This window comes from Burkholderia dolosa, from assembly GCF_902499135.1.
Taxonomy (GTDB): Bacteria; Pseudomonadota; Gammaproteobacteria; order Burkholderiales; family Burkholderiaceae; genus Burkholderia; species Burkholderia dolosa.
Genome location: NZ_CABVPR010000004.1, coordinates 1 through 23570 on the forward strand (window position 1 = coordinate 1; position 23570 = coordinate 23570).

Here is a 23570-nt window from a genome sequence, read left to right on the forward strand (position 1 = left end):
CAAGGCGGCCAGCACGTCGACCGAGCGCGCGGTCGCGCCGCGGTGGCGCGCGGCGAACGCGGCGCCGGCCGCGCCCATCGCGATGCGCCGCGGCTTGTCGGCGAACAGCGCATCGAGCACGTGCGCGAGATCGAGCGGATCCTCGACCTGCACCGCGGCGCCGGCCGCGACCGCGTCGGCGGTCGCCTGCGTGAAGTTGAACACGTGCGGCCCGATCAGCACCGGCACGCCCACTGCGCACGCTTCGATCAGATTCTGCCCGCCGAGCGGCAGCAGGCTGCCGCCGATGAACGCGACGTCGGCCGCCGCGTAATATGCGCCCAGTTCGCCCATCGAATCGCCGAGCAGCACCGTCACGTCGCGCGGCAACGGCTCCGCGGCCGCAGGCTGGCCGGCCGCGAGCGCCGCGGCGTCCGCGGCCCACGCCGAACGCCGCACGCACTTGAGCGCGCTGCGCGCGACCAGCGCTTCGACCTCGGCGAAGCGCTGCGGATGACGCGGCACGAGCACGAGCAGCGCGTCGGGCGTATTCATCGCCGCGAACGCCTGCAGCACCAGCGCCTCCTCGTTCTCGCGCGTGCTGGCCGCCACCCACACCGGCCGAGTGCCGATCGCATCGCGCCACGCATGGCCGCGCGCGGCGAGCTCGGGCGGCGTCGTCATGTCGAACTTCAGGTTGCCGAGCACCGTCACGTTGCGTGCGCCGAGCGCGCTCAGCCGTTCCGCGTCGGCCGGGCTCTGCGCGAGCACGCGCGAGAAGCCGCCGAACACGTCGCGCGTCGCCGCGCCGAACTTCGCTGCGCGCCGATACGAACGCGCGGACATCCGCGCGTTGGTCAGCACGAGCGGCACGTCCGCGCGGCGGCATTCGTCGATCAGCGTCGGCCACACCTCCGTCTCCATCACGAGGCCGAGCGTCGGCCGCCACGCGCGCAGAAAGCGGCGCACCGCGCCCGGCATGTCGTAAGGCAGATAGCAGCGCAGCACGCGGTCGCCGAAGATCTGCTCGCCGGTCGCGCGGCCGCTCGGCGTCATGTGCGTGAGCAGGATGCGCGCGTCGGGGCGCGCGCGCATCAGCGCGTCGATCAGCGGCTGCGCCGCGCGCGTCTCGCCGACCGACACCGCATGCACCCAGATCAGCGGCGCGCGATCGTCCGGCGAGCGGCCCGCGACGCGGCCGAAGCGCTCGCCGATATGCTCGCGATAGCCGCGCTCGTTGCGCGAGCGCACGTAGAGCCGCATGACCGCGGCCGGCGCGACGAGCCACCACAGCGCACGATAGATCGCCCTCAGCATGAAGCGGCTCCGCGGCAGCGACGCATACGATGCGCGCTCAAACCAGCGCCCTGCCGGTCAGGCGCTCGAGAATGCCGAGCGGCGCGCATTCGCGGCGCACCATCGCATCGACCGGCAGGAAGAACGTCTGCTCGAGCATGAACTGGCCGGACATCACAGCGTGCGAAGTCTGATCGGAGAAACATATCCACACGCTACCCGGCGGAAACGGCATCGTCTGCTGCGGGCAGGTTTTCTGATAGTCGAGATCGGCCTTCATGCCGTCGTGCAGGTTCAGCATCAGGTGGTCGTACGCGCTGCGCGGCGACTTCGTCACGTGCAGCAGGTTCAGCAGCCACGCGGAGCCCGGCAGCTGCGGACGGATCTTCGGCAGGAAGCGTTTCGCGACGTCCTCGAACGGTTCGCCGACGCGCCACACGCGCGGCACGCCGGCCGGATTCACGTTCGTGAACACGCGCAGGATGCGCTCGCCGTAGTTCGGCCGCGACGGGAACGCGTCGACGTGCAGCCGGCTGTCGTCCTTGCGCCACGACGTCCGGCGCGTCTCGACCTGCATCAGCCGCAGGCTCGTCGGCGCGACGCGCAGCTTGCCGCGGTATTCGGGAAAGAGGCCGTCGACGAGCGTGCCGGCCTGCTGCTGGAAGCGCGCGACCAGCGCGCGCACCGCCGACTGCGTGACGCTGTCGCCGAGCACGCCGACCAACGCGCCGCCGTTCGGCGCGAGGCTGATGTTCTTGCGCTTCGGATCGGCGAGCGCCGGATCGAGCAGCGCTTCCTCGCCGCCTTCGATCGCGAAGCGCAGATGCGGAAAGTACAGCACCTTGCCTTCCTCGACCGCGGCCAGCAGCTGCTCGCGCGGCGCCGACAGGTTGTGTCCGCTCCAGTCGGCGGACGGGACTTCGATGATCTGCGATTCGCTCATGATCGGTTCGCTTGCGTGACTGGCATTACAGGAGACCGAAGCCCGCGAGCGCCGACTTCACCTGCGCGATCGACGGCGGCTGCCCCGCGGTGCCGAGATTGACGACGTTCGGCGACCAGTAGCCGCCGGTCCGCCAGGCCGTCGCGAAATTGTACAGTTCGACCGTCGGGCGTTTCAGCGCGGCCGCGATGTGAACCAGACCTGTATCAACGCCGACCGTCGCCGCCGCGCCGTCGATCAGTCCGACGACCGCAGGCAGCGACAGCTTCGGCGGCACGATCGCCGCCGCGCCGAACTCGTTCGCGAGCCGCTCGCTCGTCGCGCGCTCCGCGTCGTTGCCCCACGGCAGCACGAGCGACGCGCCGCGCCGCACCAGCGCCTGGCCGAGCTCGATCCACGCGGCGTCCGGCCACTGCTTGTCCGCGCGCGACGTCGCGTGCACGAACACGACGTACGGCACCGGCAGGTTCAGTCCGACCGACGCGATCGCGCGCGACGCGTCGCGCGTGTCGAGCCCGAAATCGACCGGGTCGGTCGGCGTCGGCGCCGGATCGCCGAGCGCGGCCGCGACGAGCTGGCGCGAGCGCTCGACGACGTGCGTGCGCGCGTCGATCGGCACGCGCTTGCGATAGAAGAAGCGCACCGGCCATTCGTAGCCGGCGCCGTCGGTCCGGTTGCCGAGGCCGACGAGCGGGCCGCGCGCCCAGCTCGCGACCCACGCGGTCTTGATCAGCCCCTGACAGTCGATCACGAGGTCGTAGTGCTCGGCCGCGAGCCGCTTGCGGAATGCGCGGATCTCGCGCCACGTCGCGCGCGCGAACGGCTTCTTGCGCCAGCGGCGCAGCGAGAACGGCAGCACGTCGCGCACGCTGTCGACGAGCTTCACGAGATCGACGAAGCTTTCCTCGACGAGCCAGTCGATCTGCGCATCGGGATGGCGACGCCGGATATCGGCGATCACCGGCATGTTGTGCACGACGTCGCCCAGCGACGACACGCGCACGATCAGGATCTTTTGCACGCTGAAGAAATGCCGGCGGAATGCCGGCGACAGGCATAAAGACGCGATTTTATCGCGCCCGCGACGGCAGATTGGCAAAAGCGGCGCACGCATTGCGCGTACGCCGCTTTTCAACGCCGGCGCGACACATCGCCCGGTGTCGCGTGGGCGGCCGCCCGAACGCCGCGGGCGATCAGAACGGCAGCTTCACGTCCGGCTTCGCGGCCGTCAGCACGCGGCGGAAGTCCGCCTGGATGCGCGCGAGCCCTTCCTGCGTCTCCGCTTCGAAGCGCATCACGACGACCGGCGTCGTGTTCGACGAGCGCGCGAGGCCGAAGCCGTCCGGATATTCGACGCGCAGGCCGTCGATCGTCACGACTTCCTCCGCGCCGTCGAACTTCGCTTCCTTCTGCAGCTTCTCGATCAGGCGGAAGTTCTCGCCTTCGTCGAGCCACAGCTGCAGCTCCGGCGTGCTGATCGCGTCCGGCAGCGCGTTCAGCACCGCGCTCGGGTCGGCCGACTTCGCGAGAATCTCGAGCAGCCGCGCGCCCGTGTACAGGCCGTCGTCGAAGCCGTACCAGCGATCCTTGAAGAACACGTGGCCGCTCATCTCGCCCGCGAGCGGCGCGCCGGTCTCGCGCAGCTTCGCCTTGACGAGCGAGTGACCCGTCTTCCACATCAGCGGCTCGCCGCCCTTTTCCTTCACCCACTGCGACAGATGGCGCGTGCACTTCACGTCGTAGATGATCTGCGCACCCGGGTTGCGCGACAGCACTTCCTCGGCGAACAGCATCAGCTGGCGATCCGGATAGATGATCTGGCCGTCCTTCGTGACGACGCCGAGACGGTCGCCGTCGCCGTCGAACGCGAAGCCGAGCTCCGCGTCGGTGTCCTTCAGCGCCTGGATCACGTCCTGCAGGTTTTCCGGGTGCGCGGGATCGGGGTGATGGTTCGGGAACGTGCCGTCGATGTCGGTGAAGCGCTCGACGAGTTCGCAGCCGAGCGCCTTGAAGAGCCGCGTCGCGAGCGGGCCGGCGACGCCGTTGCCCGCATCGACGACGAGCTTCAGCGGCCGCGCGAGCTTCACGTCGCCGACGATACGCGCGACGTACTGATCGGCCACGTCGAACTGCTCGTACGTGCCGCTGCCCGTCTCGAAGCGCTCGTCGACGATGCGGCGGTACAGCGCCTGGATCTGCTCGCCGTAGATCGCCGCGCCGCGCAGCACCATCTTGAAGCCGTTGTAGTCGGGCGGGTTGTGGCTGCCGGTGACGACGATGCACGAATCGACGCGGCGCTCGCCGCCCGTCAGCGCGAGCGGCACGCTCGCCGCGAAATAGCCGACCGGCGTCGGCACCATGCCGACGTCGACGACGTCGACGCCCGCCGCACGCAGTCCGTCGGCGAGCGCGCCGACGAGCTCCGGCCCGGACAGGCGGCCGTCGCGCGCGACCACGACCGCGTCGCCGCCCTGCGCGCGCACTTCGCTGCCGAACGCGCGGCCGATGCCGCGCGCCGTCTCCGCGTCGAGCGTCTTGCCGACCACGCCGCGAATGTCATATGCCTTGAAGATGGATTGGGAGATCATCGATTCTCTCTCGGTTGCGTGCATGGAAAATTAATCTGGCCGCCTCTCGCCGGTGCCGCGCGTGCGATGCGCGGGCCCGTGCGGGCAAGGAACGGGCCGGCTGGAGCGGCGCCGATCCCACTTATAATCGCGGGTTTTGATGACGTGCATGCCGCCCATTTTAATGCCTAGCCGCCCCGCCGCCGCCAACCCGCCGCCCGCCGGTGCCCTGCCGGCCGCCTCGCGCGCATGCCGCCGCTGCGCATGCTGAAACGATTCGGCAACCCGGACGTCGCGAAAGCCGTCGCGAACCTCGTCTGGCTGGGGCTCGAACGGCTCACGCAGATCGGCGTCGCGATCGCGATCAGCGGTCTTCTGGCCCGTTATTTCGGGCCGGACGTGTTCGGCAAATGGCAGTATGCGAATACGCTTCTCCTCGTGCTGGCGCCGCTCACGTGGGTGTGCGGCGCGGAAATCCTCGTTCCGACCATCGTGCAGCGCCCGCCCGCGCAGCTCGGCGCGGTGCTCGGCAGCGCGTTCGTGCTGCGCATCGCGGTGTCGGCGGCCGCGCTCGTCGTTACCTGGATCGCGATCGGCGCGGGCGCGTTCGATCCGCTCGTCGGCGCGATGCTCGCCGGCCTGGCCGTCACGATGGTGTTCCGCGAGCCGTTCGTCGGCGTGATCAACGCGTGGCTGCAGAGCATGACCTACAGCAAGCCGCAGCTCGTGACCAGCATGGCCACCGCGCTCGCGAAGGCGCTGCTCGTGTGGCTGCTCGTACGCGCCGCCGCCGGCCCCGCGCGCTTCGCGTGGCTGTGGGCGCTCGAGGCGGCCGCGATCGGCGTCGCGCTGCTGCTGTACTACCGGCATCGTAACGGCGGCACGCTCGGCTGGACGTTCGACAAGCCGCTGTTCAAGCATTTCGCGACGGCCGGCACCGTGTTCTGGCTCGGCCTGATCTGCATGTACCTGTTCCTGAAGCTCGACCGCCTGATGCTCGAGCGTCACGTGTCGTTCGCCGATCTCGGCCGCTACGCGGCCGCGCAGCAGCTCAACGAGAACTGGATCACGCTCGCGCTGATGCTCGCGCAGACCATCGCGCCCGCGTTCGTCTACCGCGTGCAGGACGTCGCGCGGCTGCGCCGCAACGTCGTCCGGCTGATCGCGATGACCGCCGCGCTGATGACGGCCGGCGCGCTCGTGCTCGACGCCGCCGCGCCGCTGATCGTCGGCAAGGTGTTCGGCCGCGGCTACGAGGCGTCCGTCGACATCTTCCGCTGGGCCGTGTGGCTGTCCGTGCCGGCCGGCATCGAGGCGATAGGCAATCTTATCGTTCTCAAATATCAAGCAAAATTCGTGTTGCTCGCGAAGTGGGTGCTCGCGCTCGCGCTCGCCGCGCTCGTGAACCTGTTCGCGATCCCGCGGCTCGGCCTGTACGGCGCGCTCGTCGGGCTCGCCGCCGGCTATGTCGCCGCCGCGGCCGTCAATTTTTATTACATTCGTTTCAAATTGCGCCCATGACGTCTCCCGTTTCCGCGCCCGCGCTCGACGACGTGGCCGTGCTGATGCCCGCCTACAACGGGCACGACGATGTCGTCCGCACGCTCGCGTCGTTTCGCGAGGACGCGCGCGTGCACGTGCTGATCGTCGACGACGGCAGCACGCCGCCGATCGTCGCCCCCGACCTGCCCGGCCTGGCGATCGACGTGCTGCGCATGCCGCAGAACGGCGGCATCGAGCGCGCGCTCGAGGCCGGCATCGACGCGCTTGCCGCACGCGGGTTCCGCTATGCGGCGCGCATCGACGCCGGCGACCTCGCCGCGCCGCGGCGGCTCGCGAAGCAGCGCGCGTATCTCGACGCGCATCCGCGCGTCGCGTGCGTCGGCATGTGGACGCAGGTCGTGTCGCGCGCCGGCGAACCGCGCTTCATGCTGACGCCGCCCGCCGATCCGCGTGCGCTGCGCCGCACGCGCTTCCTGCGCTCGCCGCTCGTGCATCCGTCGGTGATGCTGCGCGTCGATGCCGTGCGCGAAGTCGGCAACTATCGCGCGAAGTACCGCGCGGCCGAGGATCTCGATCTTTTTTTACGGTTAATGCAACGCTACGATTGCGCGAACCTGCCCGAGCTCGGCCTCTATTACGAGCTCAACGAGGGCGGAATCAGCGCGACCAAGCGCCGCCGCCAGCTGATGTCGACCCTGTCGCTGCTGCTGCGCCACTTCGACGCGCTGAACCCGTACGACTGGGCCGGCCTCGCCAAGAACCTGCTGCACTTCGTGACGCCGTACCGCACGCTGCAGCGGATCAAGCAGATGCTGTTCGCCGCGCGGCCGTCCGCTTAGCGCGCTCGGCATTTTCGACGCTTTATTTTTTCTTTTTTTCATGTCCGCCACCTCTTCGCTGCGCATCGCGCTTGTCTGCAACACGGCCTGGGCGATCTATACGTATCGGCACGGGCTGATCCGTGCGCTCGTCGCGCGCGGCGCCGAGGTGATCGTGATCGCGCCGCACGACCGCACCGTGCCGCTGCTCGAACAGATGGGCTGCCGCTACGTCGCGCTCGCCATCGCATCGAAGGGCACGAGCCCGCGCGAGGATCTCGGCACGCTCGCCGCGCTGGTGCGTCACTATCGCGCGCTGCAGCCCCATCTCGTGTTCCATTACACGATCAAGCCGAACATCTACGGCTCGGTCGCCGCGTGGCTCGCGCGCGTGCCGTCGATCGCGGTGACGACCGGCCTCGGCTACGTGTTCATCCAGAAAAGCCGCGCGGCGAGCATCGCGAAGCGGCTGTACCGGTTCGCGTTTCGCTTTCCGCGCGAGGTGTGGTTCTTGAATCGCGACGACCTTGCAACCTTCACCAATGAACGGTTGCTTGCGCATCCGGAACGCGCGCGGCTGCTGCATGGCGAAGGCGTCGATCTCGAACAGTTCGCGCCGGTGCCGCTGCCCGGCGGCGACGCGCCCGTGTTCATCCTGATCGGCCGGCTGCTGTGGGACAAGGGCGTGCGCGAATACGTCGACGCCGTGCGCATCGTGCGCGCGCGTCATCCGAGCGCGCGCTTTCAGCTGCTCGGGCCGCTCGGCGTCGACAACCCGAGCGCGATCGGCCGCGCCGACGTCGATGCATGGGTCGCCGAAGGCATCGTCGAATATCTCGGCGAAGCGCACGACGTACGTCCGCATATCGCGGCAGCCGACTGCGTCGTGCTGCCGTCGTACCGCGAAGGCGTGCCGCGCACGCTGATGGAAGCGTCCGCGATGGGCCGCCCGATCGTCGCGACCGACGTGCCCGGCTGCCGCGACGTCGTCGCCGACGGCGAGACCGGCTTCCTGTGCCGCGTGCGCGACAGCGCGAGCCTCGCGGAGCAACTGATCCGGATGATCGAGCTCGGCACGGCCGGACGCGACGCGATGGGCGCGCGCGGACGGTCGAAGGTCGCGGCCGAGTTCGACGAGCAGCAGGTCGTCGACCGCTACCGGCAGACCATCCATTCGTTGACAGGCATCACACTCTGAAGGAGCGCATCAGCAATGACCGCTAAAGGCACCATCCTCGTCACCGGCGGCGCAGGCTACATCGGCTCGCACACCGCCGTCGAGCTGCTCGACAACGGCTACGACGTCGTGATCGTCGACAACCTCGTCAACAGCAAGGCCGAAGCCGTGCGCCGCATCGAGCGGATCACCGGCAAGACGCCCGCGTTCCATCAGGTCGACGTGTGCGACGAAGCCGCGCTCGCGAAAGTGTTCGACGCGCATCCGATCACCGGCACGATCCACTTTGCGGCGCTGAAGGCCGTCGGCGAATCGGTCGCGAAGCCGCTCGAGTACTACCGGAACAACCTCGGCGGCCTGCTCGCGGTCCTGAAAGTCATGCGCGAGCGCAACGTCAAGCAGTTCGTGTTCAGTTCGTCGGCGACCGTGTACGGCGTGCCCGAGCGTTCGCCGATCGACGAATCGTTCCCGTTGTCCGCGACCAATCCGTACGGACAGACGAAGCTGATCGCCGAGCAGATCCTGCGCGATCTCGAGGTATCCGACTCGTCGTGGCGAATCGCGACGCTGCGCTATTTCAATCCGGTCGGCGCGCATTCGAGCGGGCTCATCGGCGAGGATCCGGCCGGCATCCCGAACAACCTGATGCCGTACGTCGCGCAGGTGGCCGTCGGCAAGCTCGAGAAGCTGCGCGTGTTCGGCGCCGACTATCCGACGCCGGACGGCACCGGCGTGCGCGACTACATCCACGTCGTCGATCTCGCGAAGGGCCATATTGCCGCGCTCGACGCGCTCGCGAAGCGCGACGCGAGCTTCGTCGTGAACCTCGGCACCGGCCGGGGCTACAGCGTGCTCGAGGTCGTGCGCGCGTTCGAGAAGGCGTCGGGCCGGCCGGTGCCGTACGAAATCGTCGCGCGCCGCCCGGGCGACGTCGCCGAATGCTATGCGAATCCGCAGGCCGCCGCCGAGATCATCGGCTGGCGCGCGACGCGCGGGATCGACGAGATGTGTGCGGACCACTGGCGATGGCAGGAGGGCAACCCGCGCGGTTTTGTATAATCCGCTGTCCATTTTTCGAGCGATCCCATGCTCAGCTTCGCGTCCGGCTTCATCGTCTCCCTGCTCGTTACGCTGTTCATCGTGCGCTATGCGCATCTGCACGAGAAATTCTCGATCGACAGCGATCTGGCCGGCGTGCAGAAATTCCACGTGCGGCCCGTGCCGCGCGTCGGCGGCATCGGGATCCTCGCCGGCGTCGTCGTGGCTGCATTGATTCTGTCGCGGCGTTATCCGACGATCGCCGGCAGCATTCTCGGCATCGCCGCGTGCGGGCTGCCGGCGTTCCTGTCGGGGCTCGTCGAAGACCTCACGAAGCGCGTGTCGCCGCGTGCGCGGCTGCTCTGCACGATGGGCGCCGCGGCGCTCGCGTTCTGGCTGATGGGGATCGCGGTCAAGCGCATCAGCGTGCCGCCGCTCGATTTCCTGCTCGGCTACGTCGCGATCTCGGCGTTCATTACGGTGCTCGCCGTTGCCGCGCTCGCGAATGCGATCAACATCATCGACGGCTTCAACGGGCTCGCGTCGATGGTCAGCTTCATGATGTTCGCGTCGCTCGCGTATGTCGCGTTCCACGTGAACGATCCGGTCGTGATGTCCGCGTCGATCATCATGATGGGCGCGGTGCTCGGTTTTTTCCTGTGGAATTTTCCGGCCGGGCTGATCTTTCTCGGCGACGGCGGCGCGTATTTCATCGGCTTCATGCTCGCCGAGCTCGCGATCATGCTCGTGATGCGCAATCGCGAAGTGTCGGCGTGGTATCCGGTGCTGCTATTCATGTATCCGATCTTCGAGACGTGCTTCTCGATCTATCGGAAGAAGTTCATCCGCGGGATGTCGCCGGGGATTCCGGATGGCGTGCATCTGCATATGCTCGTGTACAAGCGCTTGATGCGGTGGGCGGTGGGGACGAAGCACGCGCATGACCTGACGCGGCGGAATTCGCTGACTTCGCCTTATCTTTGGCTGCTGTGTCTCGTTGCGGTGATTCCGGCGACGCTGTTCTGGCGGCATACGGTGCATCTGTTCGTCTTTGTCGTGCTGTTTGCGCTTACCTATGTTTGGCTTTATCTCAGCATCGTGAGGTTCAGGGTGCCCAGGTGGATGGTGGTGAGGAAGGAGCGGCGCGGGCATTGACGGCGACGCATCAGCCTCAGCCCCGGAAAGACAAAAGCGCCCTGCGGGGCGCTTTTTCGTCTGGGGTCCGACCAGCAGCGTTACGCTACTCGTTCGATGCCGCGCGCACCGCCCTCGACACGCTCTGCAACACGGGCGCAACCGCCGTCTGATACTCCGGCACCCAGCGCCGCAAATCGCGTCGCACTTCGTCGTCGCTCAACACGCGATGCTGCATCAGCCACGGCAGCAGTTCGTCCAGCAGATGGTCCGGCACTTCCCGCGCGCGCGCGATCCGCAGCTTCGGATGCGGCGTACGTGTCGTCGTTTCGTCGTCCGCGAGCAATTCCTCGTAGAGTTTTTCGCCCGGACGCAGACCCGTGAATTCGATGCGGATCTGGTCTTCGGAAAAGCCGTACAGACGGATCAGATCGCGCGCGAGATCGACGATCTTCACCGGCTCGCCCATGTCGAGGATGAAGATCTCGCCGCCGCGCCCCATGCTCGACGCCTGCAGCACGAGCTGCGACGCCTCCGGGGTCGTCATGAAGAACCGCGTGATCTCCGGATGCGTCACCGTGACCGGCCCGCCCTTCGCGATCTGCTGCTGGAACTTCGGAATCACGCTGCCCGCACTGCCGAGCACGTTGCCGAAACGCACCGTCTCGAACTGCGTGCGCTGACTCGTCTGCTGCAGCGCCTGACACGCCATTTCGGCCAGACGCTTGCTCGCACCCATCACGTTGGTCGGGTTGACGGCCTTGTCCGTCGAGATCAGCACGAAATGCCGCACCTCGTGGCGGATCGCCGCACGTGCAACGCGGTACGTGCCGAGCACGTTGTTGCGCAGCGCCTGCCACGCGTTGTGCTCTTCCATCAGCGGCACGTGTTTGTAGGCGGCCGCGTGGAATACGATGTGTGGCGCGTAGCGCGACATCACCTGATCGAGCAGCAGCGAATCCTTCGCGTCGCCGATGATCGGCACGACCGGCTGATCGGGAAAACGCTCGCGCAGTTCCTCGGTGAGCCGGTACATCGCGTATTCGGACAGGTCGAACGCAACGAGTTGCGCCGGCGCGAAGCGGAGAATCTGCCGGCAAAGCTCCGAACCGATGGAGCCGCCCGCTCCCGTCACCATCACGACGCGCCCGCGCAGCAGCGCCTCGACGTGCGGCGTGTCGATCGTCACGGCCTCGCGGCCGAGCAGATCTTCGAGATCGATGTTCCGCACCTGCGACAGGAAACCCTGCCCCGGCATCAGCGCGGTCAGCGACGGCAGCACCATCGCCTTCACGCCGGCTCGCACGCATAACGTCGCGACGCGACGCTGTGTTTCGACGGACGCCGACGGAATCGCGATGATCGCGTACTCGACCTTCATCGCGTCAGTCCAGTGCTTCAGGTCGTTGAACGAGCCGAGCACCTTGTAGCCGTAGATTTCCCTGCCCTGCTTGGTGACGTCGTCGTCGAGCAGGCCGACCAGACGCCATTCGCCCGAACGCGACAGCTCACGCGCGAGGCTCGCGCCAGCCGTACCGGCGCCCAGCACGAGCACCGGCTTGCCCTGCCCAACGAGCCCCCCGTACAGGTAGAACTCCTTCGTCGCGCGGTACAACGCTCGTGCGCCGCCCATCATCAGAAACAGCATCAGCGGCGACACGAGCAGCACCGAGCGCGGAATGATCGGCGACGGCTGGAACATCACGGCGCCGATCATCACGATCACGCCGCCGCCGATCACCGCCTTCGAGATGCGCATCAGGTCGGGCAAGCTCGCGAACACCCACAGGCCGCGATAGAGCCCGAACACATGGAACATCAGCGCGTAGACCGGTAGCACCCACATGAGGGCGGTCAGGCCGCCGCTCGTGAAATCAGGCGGAATGCTGCCGTTGAAGCGGACGAGATACGCGAACAACCATGCGGCAACGACCGCCGTCAGGTCGAACAGAAAAGCACTTAGCGACAGCCACGATGCTTTGGATCGCAACATCGGCGGGAAACCTCACGAATTGTTTTCGGCGGCCGACTGAAACCGGCGCCAACGCATGTCGATCACCAATCCGATACATGCCAGGACGCCGTACCATGCGAAAAATGACAGCCATTGCTGCAGTTCCGGGCGGCCCTTCGCCCACAAGGCGACAATTATGCCTGCGAGCATGATGAGGTACCAATAAAGCGCGGTCCGGCCATGACCCATGCCCGAGCGGACCATCCGCTGATAGTAATGCTCGCGATGCGCTTGCCAGAACTTTTCGCCGCGTAACAGACGTCTCAAAAGTGTTACAGATGCGTCGGCAATAAAGGGCGAGAACACCAGAGCGGGGAACCAGATCGGCCACACACCCGTTCGCCAGCCCCAGTAGCCGAGCGCGCCGGCCATGAAGCCGAGTGGAATCGAGCCTGCATCGCCAAGGAACAGCCGGGCCGGATGGAAATTCAGCAGAAGAAAGCCGAGCGCCGCACCGGCGATCGCTGCTGCGCCGAGCGCCAGTTCGGTGGACGGATGCACGCGCAGCAACGCGGCTGCCGCATACGCGCCGAAACCGAACAGCGCCATCCCGCCGGCGAGACCGTCCGCGCCATCCATGAAGTTATAGAGATTCGTCAGCCACACCATCGCAAAGCCGACGCCGGCGAGCAGCCACCACGGAGCATCGGCCGGATATACGGCGATCAGTGCAACGACCGCTGCGAGATGCGCGGAGAAGCGCACACGGGCCGGCAGCCCGCGCCGGTCGTCGATCTGGGACATCGCGGCCAGCCCCGCCGCCGCCGCGGCAATGAGCCAAAGGTGCGGCGCAAGCGCTGCGAGCGCGACGACACCGACCGGCACGATGCCCCACCCGCCGACGCGCGGCGTCGGCAGCGTATGGAGCGAACGATCGTTCGGAATATCGGTGGCCAGCCGCCAGGCCAGCCCGGTGGCAAGCAGCGAGCGCAGGATCATCGTCGAAGCGAATGCGGCGGCCACGGCCACCGCGGCCGCGGTAAGCCAAGTAGAGTTCGCGAGAAGCATGTTGCTTATTTTCGGATATCGCGCGAACGATACCACGCGGCGGTCGCTTCGAGGCCTTCCCGGGTCGTATAACGCGGCTGCCAGCCCAGTACGCGCTTGATGCGGCTCGTGTCCAGTTGCAGGCTGCCCGTCAGGCGGTCGACGGCGGCGCCGCGGCCGGTCAGTTTGCCGATCGCGTGCAGCGCGGCTGCCGGAACCGGCAGCAGGCGCGCCGGCTTGCCGACGGCGTCGCCGACCAGACGCAGCAGGTCCGTGACCGACGGCGGATCGTCGTCGGCCACGTGGAAGCATTCGCCGGCGGCGCGTGGGGCGCTGGCGCATTGCAGCAGCGCGTCGGCGAGGTTCTCGACGTACAGAATGCTGCGCCGCGCCGCGATTGAACCGAGCGGCAGCGGTATCCCGCGCGCGACGGCGTCCATCATCCGCAGGAAGTTCGCGCGGACCTCGGGGCCGTAGACCAGCGGCGGACGGACGATTACCGTCTCGACGCCTGCCGACTCGCCGAACTGCCGCAGCAGCACTTCTGCATCGCGCTTCGAACGTCCGTACGGATCTTCGGGGTGAGCCGGACAATCTTCGCGCAGCGGTTGACCATCATCGGTCTCGGCAACGGCTTTGATGCTGCTGACATACACGACTCGGCGCGCGCCGTGCTGCTGAGCGGCCTCGGCAACACGCAACGTGCCGTCGACGTTCATTGCGCGAAACGCGGCGTCCGGATCCGAAGCCGAGTCGTTCATCACATGGACGCGCGCGGCGAGATGGACGACGCAATCGACGGCGCCGCGCGCAGCCGGCCAGTGTGTGCCGATATCGGAAAATTCGCGGCCCGTATAGACGTATTCGTCGATGCCGGCCGGGACGGCGCCGCGACGGCGGACGATACCGGTCACCCGATGGCCGCGCTCGACGAGAACGCGACAGAGGGCGCGGCCGACAAAGCCGCTTGCACCTGTTACTACGACATGCATCAGCGATGTTTCCGGTGGAGCGGTTGAAGAAGGGGAGCGGCATGAAGGCGCGAATGGCCGGCTGCGCGCGCCGTCTGGCCGATGCTCGACGGCCAAGCCTTGCGGCGCAGTATACCGGCTCAACGTCGTCGCTCCGCTCGCGCCGGACCCGCAAAGGCTGCTATCCGCGGCAAAACCGCCGACACCTACAGCAGCTGCCGAACACTGTCAATGAGCGCGCAAGTGCTTGAAAAGTCATTGTTTTTACTGCATGATACGCCGGCTTCACTATATGACGGCCAATCCGGCACGGCCAGACGTCGAGACCAGTTTCACAATAACGCTGCTCCATGGGATCCATACCAAACTCAAATGAAAATCAGCAAATCAGGAATGGGCTCGCAAGCAGTGCCTGCGCTCTTGATGCGTTGATTTTCCTCATCGTTGCGCTCACGTTGTTGGTGATCAATTGGCATCTGATCAACGTGCACAATGTCGAGGCCACCGATTTCGCGGCCAACAGCCTGTTGATTCAGAAAGCCAAACATCTGGATCTTTTTGTCGGCAACTATTCGAGAGTCGGGTTTTATCACCCCGGGCCGGCCATTCTTTACGTGCTGGCGCTCGGCGAGCTGGTTTTTTACGACTGGACGCACCTTCTGCCGTCGGCGTTTTCCGGCCAAATGGTCGCGGTGATTCTATATAACGCCGCCTGGATCACCGCCATTTTTCGGATACTTCGAAAAATTGTCGGCTCGTCGATTGACGCCGGGCTGATGCTGTCCGTATTTCTGTGCATCGTCGCCTATCAGAACTTCCAGTTCTTTGCCGGGATGTGGTTTCCGGAGCTGTATTTCTTCCCGTTTGCAACCGCGCTGGTGGCCGCATCCCGGTTTGCCGCCGGCAAAAGCGACACGTTGCTGCCGCTTGCATTGAGTGCGGGGTTTCTGATCAACGGGCATGTATCGTTCGTTTCGACCCTCGGGATCATATTTGCGCTGCTTCTGCTCTACAACCGCCTTCAACGCGACAGGCTCGAGCGCAGCGAATATATGTTCGGATCGGAATACTGGCAGGCGAATGGCGGCGCGATCGCACGCGCGGCGGGCGTCCTGTTTCTTTTTTTCGTGCCGCTGATCATCGAGACCATTCGCCATTTCCCCGGCCCCGTCGCGAGCTACGCTTCTTTCGGCAGACAACACCATGCCAATACGCTGGGCGCCGCACTTCGATACTCGGGGCAGTACTGGGGAGGCACTGCGGTATTAGTGTCGGCCATTGTCGTCATGAGCGCCGTGCTTGCTTCCGGCATGTCGAGTGCACGCCGTGCCATTCAAGGCAGCACCCTCGCGCTGCTCGCCACGCTCGTTTCGGCAACGGCGGCCATGCTTTTTTATTCGAAGTTCGGTGTCGACCAGCTTCAGCACAGATACATCGGTTACTTCTACTATTCCGTTCCGGCACTGGCGGCAGCGCTGCTCGTCGCAGCGACGCTTCGCGCCTATCTGAGCAAGCTTTCCCCGATCGTCGTCGCGATCGCAATCGCGGTGCTGCTGATCGCGAGCGCAAGGAAAATAGACAACACGCCCAATTACGCACATTTTTATAATCAACCGGGCATCGCGGACCTGTACGATGCGCTCGCGCGCATCAAGCCGGAAGGTCGGATCGTGCTCAACCTCGACAGCAAGCCGGATCCCGGAAAAATATGGGAAACGACGCTCGGGCTATTGATTTACGCGAAGCGGGCGGGCAACGATCTGGTTTGTGTCAATCAGAACTGGCACATCAGCTACACGAAGGACGCGCAATGCACGCCCGGCGAGGTAAAAAATAATCCGGGATACGAGGTGTCCGCCGCGCCGGTGGCCGATCGGATGTCGACGGATATTGAAGGCGCCGGCCTCGTTCTCAGAAAATACCCGGACGATTACTCGGAGGCAGGATTCATTTCGGCCGAGAAAAATCCGGCGCTGTTCGGATCGGTCCTCAACGGCGGCTGGTCGCCCGTGGAGTCGCATTCCGTGTGGATGGAAGCGAAGGAAGCCCATCTGCTGCTCAAGGTGCGCAAAGGTTTCTCCGGCGTGCTGCAGCTCGATGTCGGCGCGTTCCTGCCCCGTCCGGAGTCCGCTCAACGTCTGACGATCTATGTCAACGACGCCGCGGTTTACCGCACCACGTTTGACGCGAGTGCCCCGCGTCAAACGATCCGCATACCGATCGAGCGAGTCGATCAGGGTCCACTCGACGTCAAGCTCGTCGATCTCGACGTGGTGTCCCCGAAGTCCCTCGGCATATCGGACGACCCGCGAACGCTGGGCGTCTCGTTATATGGACTCGGCCTCGTCCATTAAAGTGATTTCGAACGCGCTTTCGACCGTCTGCTCATGCTGTTAGATTCGACACGCCCCTCGCAGCACACCCCTACGATCAGCAGACCGCTCGTTGTTGACCTCGATGGGACGCTGCTTCGTTCCGACGTCCTGATCGAGTCGGGTTTCTGTTACCTGAAGTCGACGCCGTCTCGATTCCTGACGCCGCTCGTATGGTTGCTTCGCGGCGGGAAGCCGGCGCTCAAGTCGAGGCTCGCTGCGGAAACGGACCTCGACGTCAGCGTGCTGCCGTACGACCCGCAGATCGTCGAGTGGATCAACGAGGAGCGGGCCAACGGGCGCACGATCGTGCTCGCAACAGCGAGCCACGAGAAGTACGCACACGCGATTGCCGAGCATCTCGAACTGTTCGACGAAGTCCTGGCGACCAACGATCAGGTCAACTTGTCGTCGCATCGGAAAAAAGATCGGCTCGTGGCGCGGTTCGGCGAGCGCGGCTTCGACTATGCCGGCAATTCGCGCGACGATCTCCCGGTATGGAAGTCCGCCGAGCGCGCCTATGTGGTCAACGCCCCCGCCGCCGTGCGGCGCGCGGCAGAAAAAGCCGGCAACGTCGAACGCGTGTTCGAATCGCGTGCGCCCGCGCTGAAAACGTGGGCCAGGTCGCTGCGCATGCATCAGTGGCTGAAGAATCTGCTGATCTTTCTGCCGCTGCTGGCCGGACACATGCTCGGGTCTCTGCAACTGCTCGCCAATGCGGTATTGGCTTTCGTGGCCTTCGGTCTATGCGCATCGAGCGTCTACCTGCTTAACGATCTGCTCGATCTCGAGGACGACCGGCACCATCCGTCCAAATGCCGGCGACCGCTCGCGTCCGGCGCGTTGCCACTGATGCACGGGCTGGCCGCCTTTCCCGTCTTGCTCGTCGGCGCGTTCGCGCTGGCGCTCGCCACACTGCCGTGGCGCTTCTCGGTCGTGCTGCTCGGCTACTACGCACTGACGCTCGCTTATTCGACGGTGCTGAAGCGGCTGGTGATGGTCGATGTCGTCGTCCTTGCGATGCTGTATACGGTGCGTATCGTTGCGGGCACAACCGCAATCGCGACACACCTGACTTTCTGGCTGCTCGCGTTCTCGATGTTCATCTTTCTCAGCCTCGCCCTCATCAAGCGCTATGCGGAGCTACAGTCGATGAAAAAACGCGGACTGAATCAGTCTCGTGGACGCGGCTACATGGCGAGCGACCTCGAACTGGTGTCGTCGCTCGGCTGCGCGTCCGGATATCTGTCCGTGCTGGTGCTCGCGATGTACATCCAGGACCCGAAGACCGCACACCTTTATAGCCGCCCGCAATTGATATGGCTGGCTTGTCCGCTTCTGCTCTACTGGATCAGCCGCACGTGGATCATCGCGCATCGCGGCCACATGCATGACGATCCGATCATCTTCGCTACCGCGACCGGCTGAGCCTTCCGTGATCGGATTGTGCGGCCTCGTCTTCTGGGCCGCGATCTGAGCGATGCGTACTGTCCTTTCGTGGGGGCGCTACCCCGTTCAGCCGCAAACGCCGCACGATATTGCGTGGCGCGGCGACTTGCCGCGCGTCTGGTCGACTGTCGCCGATGCCCATCGAACGACACTCGCCTTCGGCAACGGCAGAAGCTATGGCGACAGTTGCCTCGCGAGCTCGGACCATGTCGTGCGAACCCGCACACTGGACCGGCTGATTTCGGCGAACTGGGAAACCGGCGTGCTGCGAGCCGAGCCGGGAATCACGCTGGAGCAGATTCTGGAAGTCGCGATACCGCGAGGCTGGATGCTGCCCGTCACGCCCGGGACCAAGTATGCAACGCTGGGCGGCGCCATCGCGAACGACGTACATGGCAAGAACCATCACGTGCGCGGCACGTTCGGCCGCCATGTGCGCCGCTTCATGCTGGCCCGCAGCGACGGCGTGCAGCTCGAATGCGCACCGGGCGAGAATCCCGCGCTCTATGCCGCGACGATCGGCGGCCTGGGCCTCACCGGACTCATCGTGTGGGCGGAGATCCAGCTGATGCCGATCAAGTCCAGCCGGATCGACGTGACCAGCATCCGCTTCGGCGACCTGGACGAGTTCTTCACGCTGTCGGACGCGTTCGATCGCGCGCATGAATACAGCGTCGCGTGGGTCGATTGCCTCGGCAGCGGCAAGCATCTCGGGCGCGGTATCTTCATGGTGGGCGACCATGCCGACGTCGGCCCGCTGGACGTCGATCGGCGCGTGAAGCGCACCGTGCCTTTCACGTTCCCGGTGCCGATTTTCAACAACGCGACCCTTCGCGCGTTCAACGGCCTGTATTATCACCGCCAGCAGGCACGCGAGGTCCGCTCCACCGTCAGCTACGACCAATACTTCTATCCGCTGGATGGTCTGCTCGAATGGAACCGGATCTACGGGCGCCGCGGGTTCCAGCAATACCAGTGCGTCGTGCCGCGCGCGGTTGCACTCGACGCCACGCGCGAAATGCTCCGCGCGATTGCAGGAAGCGGAACCGGATCGTTTCTCGCCGTATTGAAGCGCTGCGGGGAGATCCGCTCGCCCGGGCTGCTGTCCTTTCCGATGGACGGCACGTCGCTCGCGCTCGACTTCCCGCAGAGAGACGAGCAGAACCGGCGGCTGTTCTCCGTACTGGATACGATCGTCCGCGACGCTGCGGGGCGAATCTATCCGGCGAAAGACGCGCACATGTCCGGCGAAGACTTTCGTGCGGCCTACCCGGATTGGGAACAAGTCGAAACCCTGCGCGATCCCGCGCTGCTTTCCCGTTTTTGGGAACGCGTCACCCGTACATGATCATGCAGAAAAAGATATTGATAGTAGGAGCAACCTCCGGCATTGCGATGGCCTGTGCGCGCATCTGGGCCAGTCAAGGCGCCGGGCTGTTCCTGGTCGCGCGCAACGGCGAGCGCCTGCAGCAGGTGGCTGACGATCTGCAGGCGCGCGGCGCCGCGCTCGCGATGACACACGTGCTGGATATCAACGCGCTCGGCGAGCCGCACGCGGCGATGCTCGACGAGTGCAAACGCGCGTTCGGCGGCCCGCCCGACGTCGTGCTGATTGCGCCGGGCACGCTGCCCGATCAGGCGCAGTGCCAGGCCGACCCGGCTGTTGCGGTGCGGGAGTTCAACACCAATGCCACTTCCGTGATCGCATTGCTGACGCTCATTGCCAACATGCTCGAAACGGCAAGGCACGGTGCAATCGGTGTGATCGGCTCGGTGGCCGGCGATCGCGGTCGTCCGTCCAATTATCTTTACGGAAGCGCGAAGGCCGCGCTTGCCGCCTTCTGCGAAGGGCTGCGCGCGCGGCTCTACAAGGCCGGCGTGCACGTCGTCACGATCAAGCCCGGCTTCGTGGCCACGGCGATGACGGCGGGACTTCCGCTGCCCGGCCCGCTGGTCGCGTCGCCCGACAAGGTTGCCAACGAAATCGTCCGCGCAATCGACAAAAAGAAGAACGTGCTCTACACACCGTGCTTCTGGTCGCCGATCATGCGGATCATTCGCTCGATACCGCAGTTCGTCTTCAAGCGCCTGTCGCTGTGAGGATTCACGACGAATCCTCTCCTTCCATGCAGAAACACGACATCATGAATCAAACGCGTATCGTCCTCCCCGGTGGCGCCGGCCTCGTCGGCCAGAATCTCGTCGCACGTCTGAAGCAGCACGGGTACACGAATATCGTCGTGCTGGACAAGCACGAGGCGAACCTGAACGTGCTGCGGCGCGTCCATCCGGACGTCACGGCCGTGCTTGCCGATCTCGCCGAACCCGGCGACTGGGAAAAGCATTTCGAACACGCGAGTACGGTCGTCATGCTGCAAGCGCAGATCGGCGCACCGACCCGCGAGCCGTTCGTTCGCAACAACATCACGTCGACGAAGCGCGTGCTCGACGCAATCAAGCGCTACGCCGTTCCCCATACGGTCCACATCAGTTCGTCGGTGGTCAATTCCGTCGGCGACGACTGGTACACGGAAACCAAGCGCGAGCAGGAAGAAATCGTCGCGGCGTCCGGCATCAACTGCGTGATCCTCAGGCCGACGCTGATGTTCGGCTGGTTCGACCGCAAGCATCTCGGCTGGCTGTCGCGATTCATGCACCGTGTGCCCGTGTTCCCGATTCCTGGCAGCGGCCGCTACATGCGGCAGCCGCTGTACGTCGGCGATTTCTGCAACGTCATCATCAGTTGCATTCGGTCAGGAAAAGCCGGTGAGGCATTCAACATCACGGGCCTGGAGCGTGTGGACTACATCGACCTGATCCGCCATATCAAGCGCGCGACCCATGCACGCTGCGCGATCGTCAAGATTCCGTACAGCCTGTTCTATGTGCTGCTCAAGGTCTACGCGCTCTTCGACCGCAATCCGCCGTTCACCGCGGATCAACTGAAGGCGCTCACCGCCGGCGATGAATTCGAGGTCATCGACTGGGAAGGCATCTTCGGCATCAAGGCGACCCCGCTGGACAAGGCCATGACCGAGACCTTCAACGACCCGACCTACAGCCATATCGCACTAGAGTTCTAATCCATGAGCGCAGACCGCATTGCCGTTCTCGGCGCCGGCCCGATGGGTCTCGGCGTTGCCTACCAGCTCGTCAAGGACGGGCGCAAGCCCGTCATTTTCGAAGCAGACGATCGTGTCGGCGGCATGGCCGCATGCTTCGATTTCGGCGGCCTGTCGATCGAACGCTACTATCACTTTCACGCCATTTCCGATCACGCATTCCTGAAGGTGCTGCAAGAGCTCGGCCTCGAGGACAAGATGCACTGGCGCGAGACGAAGATGGGCTACTTCTACCAGAATCGCGTGCAGCCCTGGGGCAACCCGATCGCGTTGCTGAAGTTCAAGGGACTCAGCCTGACCGCGAAGATCCGCTACGGACTGCATGCGTTCCTCTGCACGCGCCGCGACGACTGGAAGCCGCTGGACAAGCTCGAAGCGACCGGGTGGATTCGTCGCTGGGTCGGAGAAGAAGCGTGGGAAGTGTTGTGGCGCAGACTGTTCGACTATAAGTTCTACGACTACGCGCGCAGCCTTTCCGCCGCGTGGATCTGGAGCCGCGTTCGCCGAATCGGGCGGTCTCGCTACAACCTTTTCAAGGAAAAGCTCGGCTATCTCGATGGCGGCTCCGAGACGCTGCTCGAGGGCATGCGCCGCTATATCGAAGAGAACGGCGGCGAATTCCGGCTCGGGACGCCCGTCACCAAGGTGTCGATCGACGGCGGCAAGGTCACGGGCGTCGAAGCGGGCGGCCAGGTACACGCGTTCGACAAGGTCATCAGCACCATTCCGTTGCCGTACGTGCCGCGCGTGATGCCGGATCTGCCGGAAGACATCCTCGCCAGGTTCGCCAGCGTGAAGAACGTCGCGGTCGTTTGCGTGATCGCCAAGCTTCGAAAGCCGGTCACCGAAAATTTCTGGTTGAACACGAACGATCCGGACATGGACATTCCCGGTATCGTCGAATACACGAACCTGCGCCCACTCGATGCGCACGTCGTGTACGTGCCGTTCTACGTGCCGGGCGAGCACCCTGTGTATCAGCAGCCGGATTCCGTGTTCATCGACAAGGTGAAGCGGTACCTGATGAAAATCAATCCTGCGATCACGCCGGACGATTTCATCGATATTCGCGCGAGCCGTTACCGCTTCGCGCAACCGGTATGCGAGCCCGGCTTTGCCGACCGTCTGCCGCCGATTCAGTTGCCGGTTCAGGGGCTGCTCGTCGCCGACACGTCGTACTACTACCCGGAAGATCGTGGCATTTCCGAAAGTATCGGACTGGCACGAGAAATGGCGCGAATGGTATGACCGACATTGCTCCCGCTGCGAAGCGCGGCCTCGTCTCCAGAAAATTCCTGCTGTTCCTGCTGACGGGCGGCTTTGCCGCGGCCGTCAACTGGGGCAGCCGAATGCTGTACAACCTCTGGATGCCCTATTCGGCCGCGATCGTCGTCGCATACGTGACAGGCATGATCACGGCTTTCGTGCTGGCGAAGCTGTTCGTGTTCACGGAAAGCACGCAATCCACCGGGCGCTCGGCGTTCTTCTTTACGCTGGTGAACGTCGTCGCGGTGTTCCAGACGTGGGTCGTCAGCGTCGGACTCGCGTACTACGTGTTTCCCGCGATCGGCCTGCACTGGCATGACCGGGACATTGCGCACCTGGTCGGCGTGATCGTTCCGGTTTTCTCGAGCTACATCGGGCACAAGAAGTTCAGCTTCCGCCATCACGAAAGCTGACCCGTCGCTCCGGAGTCTCAACCCTCGGCGCGCACACCGGGGCGCGCCGCCAGCAACTCCCCCACCCGCTCGACCAGCACGCGCGTCATCTCGCTCCAGCCATGCTCCCGCTCGACGAATCGCCGCGCATGGCTAGCCATCTCCACGGCCGCCGCTTCGTGCGCAACGAGCCATTCGATGCGCTCGACAAACGCGTCCGGCGTATCGGCGATCAGCAGATCGTGCCCGCTCTTCGCGCCCAGACCCTCGTGCCCGAGCGACGTCGTCACGACCGGCAGCCCCAGCGCCATATATTCGAGAATCTTGTTCTGCACGCCCGCACCGATGCGCATCGGACACACGCCGATCGCGCCGTCGGCCGCGGCCTGCGCGACCGACGCGACGCGGCCGGTCACTTCGACGCCGTCGTACGCACGGAATTGTTCGGCGAGCGCGGGCGCGATGGAGCCGACGATCCTGAAGCGATAGTCGGCGCGTTTGCGCAGCAACGGCAGCACCGCTTCGGCAAAGAAATGGCACAT

At 65.2% G+C, this 23570-nt stretch carries 19 protein-coding genes and 1 pseudogene; 12 read left to right on the forward strand and 8 right to left on the reverse strand.

Annotation, left to right across the window (positions count from 1 at the left end; genetic code table 11):
• The 4 genes from waaA to BUB20358_RS02980 form a co-directional block, all read right to left on the reverse strand.
• Positions 1-1296, reverse strand: a 1296-nt coding sequence (waaA, locus tag BUB20358_RS02965) for a lipid IV(A) 3-deoxy-D-manno-octulosonic acid transferase (protein ID WP_174905057.1), incomplete at its 3' end; no start/stop codon positions are given.
• Positions 1297-1333: 37 nt separating this feature from the next.
• Positions 1334-2218, reverse strand: a complete 885-nt coding sequence (gene kdoO, locus BUB20358_RS02970) for a Kdo hydroxylase KdoO (RefSeq protein WP_006764983.1) — start codon at positions 2216-2218, stop codon at positions 1334-1336.
• A 25-nt stretch (positions 2219-2243) separates the two neighbouring features.
• Positions 2244-3239: a lipopolysaccharide heptosyltransferase I gene (gene waaC, locus BUB20358_RS02975; protein ID WP_035972926.1), complete on the reverse strand. Its 996-nt coding sequence runs from the start codon at positions 3237-3239 to the stop codon at positions 2244-2246.
• 172 nt (positions 3240-3411) lie between these two features.
• A complete protein-coding gene (locus BUB20358_RS02980; RefSeq protein ID WP_006764985.1) occupies positions 3412-4806 on the reverse strand; it encodes a phosphomannomutase/phosphoglucomutase in 1395 nt (464 codons plus the stop codon).
• Positions 4807-5049: 243 nt separating this feature from the next.
• Between BUB20358_RS02980 and BUB20358_RS02985 the strand changes: the two genes are divergently transcribed.
• From BUB20358_RS02985 to BUB20358_RS03005, 5 genes are read left to right on the forward strand one after another with little or no spacing between them, the layout of a single operon-like run.
• Positions 5050-6306 carry an oligosaccharide flippase family protein gene (locus BUB20358_RS02985; protein ID WP_035973409.1) on the forward strand — a complete coding sequence of 419 codons (1257 nt, stop codon included), beginning with the start codon at positions 5050-5052 and terminating at the stop codon, positions 6304-6306.
• Entirely contained in the window at positions 6303-7127 is an 825-nt protein-coding gene (locus tag BUB20358_RS02990) for a glycosyltransferase (protein WP_035972928.1), read from the forward strand. The genes BUB20358_RS02985 and BUB20358_RS02990 overlap by 4 nt, the downstream gene beginning before the upstream one ends.
• Positions 7128-7167: 40 nt before the next feature.
• Positions 7168-8304, forward strand: coding sequence for a glycosyltransferase family 4 protein (locus BUB20358_RS02995; RefSeq protein ID WP_006764988.1), 1137 nt, complete (start codon positions 7168-7170; stop codon positions 8302-8304).
• 15 nt (positions 8305-8319) lie between these two features.
• The gene (gene galE, locus BUB20358_RS03000) at positions 8320-9342 is read left to right on the forward strand and encodes a UDP-glucose 4-epimerase GalE (RefSeq protein WP_006764989.1); all 1023 of its coding nucleotides are present in this window, start codon (positions 8320-8322) and stop codon (positions 9340-9342) included.
• A gap of 27 nt (positions 9343-9369) precedes the next feature.
• Complete coding sequence (locus BUB20358_RS03005) at positions 9370-10476, forward strand: MraY family glycosyltransferase (RefSeq protein ID WP_006764990.1); 1107 nt, start codon at positions 9370-9372, stop codon at positions 10474-10476.
• Between the two features lie 85 nt (positions 10477-10561).
• Here the strand turns inward: BUB20358_RS03005 and BUB20358_RS03010 are convergent, their stop codons facing one another.
• Genes BUB20358_RS03010 through BUB20358_RS03020 form a run of 3 tightly spaced genes read right to left on the reverse strand, consistent with a single transcriptional unit; the run spans position 10562 to position 14451 of the window.
• Complete coding sequence (locus BUB20358_RS03010; RefSeq protein ID WP_006764991.1) at positions 10562-12448, reverse strand: polysaccharide biosynthesis protein; 1887 nt, start codon at positions 12446-12448, stop codon at positions 10562-10564.
• Positions 12449-12460: 12 nt separating this feature from the next.
• Positions 12461-13477, reverse strand: coding sequence for an MraY family glycosyltransferase (locus tag BUB20358_RS03015; RefSeq protein WP_006764992.1), 1017 nt, complete (start codon positions 13475-13477; stop codon positions 12461-12463).
• Positions 13478-13482: 5 nt separating this feature from the next.
• Positions 13483-14451, reverse strand: coding sequence for a UDP-glucose 4-epimerase family protein (locus BUB20358_RS03020; RefSeq protein ID WP_035973410.1), 969 nt, complete (start codon positions 14449-14451; stop codon positions 13483-13485).
• A gap of 326 nt (positions 14452-14777) precedes the next feature.
• Between BUB20358_RS03020 and BUB20358_RS03025 the strand changes: the two genes are divergently transcribed.
• The 7 genes and pseudogenes from BUB20358_RS03025 to BUB20358_RS03055 all read left to right on the forward strand — a co-directional run bounded on the left by BUB20358_RS03025 (position 14778) and on the right by BUB20358_RS03055 (position 23049).
• Complete coding sequence (locus BUB20358_RS03025) at positions 14778-16781, forward strand: hypothetical protein (protein WP_123806790.1); 2004 nt, start codon at positions 14778-14780, stop codon at positions 16779-16781.
• Positions 16782-16814: 33 nt separating this feature from the next.
• A pseudogene (locus BUB20358_RS03030) lies at positions 16815-18276 on the forward strand (UbiA family prenyltransferase).
• 3 nt (positions 18277-18279) lie between these two features.
• Entirely contained in the window at positions 18280-19596 is a 1317-nt protein-coding gene (locus BUB20358_RS03035; RefSeq protein WP_006764995.1) for an FAD-binding oxidoreductase, read from the forward strand.
• Complete coding sequence (locus tag BUB20358_RS03040; protein ID WP_006764996.1) at positions 19593-20348, forward strand: SDR family oxidoreductase; 756 nt, start codon at positions 19593-19595, stop codon at positions 20346-20348. Before BUB20358_RS03035 ends, BUB20358_RS03040 begins: the two co-directional genes overlap by 4 nt.
• 44 nt (positions 20349-20392) lie before the next feature.
• Positions 20393-21331, forward strand: coding sequence for an NAD-dependent epimerase/dehydratase family protein (locus tag BUB20358_RS03045; protein ID WP_006764997.1), 939 nt, complete (start codon positions 20393-20395; stop codon positions 21329-21331).
• Positions 21332-21334: 3 nt separating this feature from the next.
• Entirely contained in the window at positions 21335-22618 is a 1284-nt protein-coding gene (locus BUB20358_RS03050) for an NAD(P)/FAD-dependent oxidoreductase (protein ID WP_006764998.1), read from the forward strand.
• Entirely contained in the window at positions 22615-23049 is a 435-nt protein-coding gene (locus tag BUB20358_RS03055) for a GtrA family protein (protein ID WP_035972935.1), read from the forward strand. The genes BUB20358_RS03050 and BUB20358_RS03055 overlap by 4 nt, the downstream gene beginning before the upstream one ends.
• Positions 23050-23066: 17 nt before the next feature.
• Here the strand turns inward: BUB20358_RS03055 and BUB20358_RS28180 are convergent, their stop codons facing one another.
• Positions 23067-23570, reverse strand: a complete 504-nt coding sequence (locus BUB20358_RS28180) for a glycosyltransferase family 4 protein (RefSeq protein WP_223473315.1) — start codon at positions 23568-23570, stop codon at positions 23067-23069.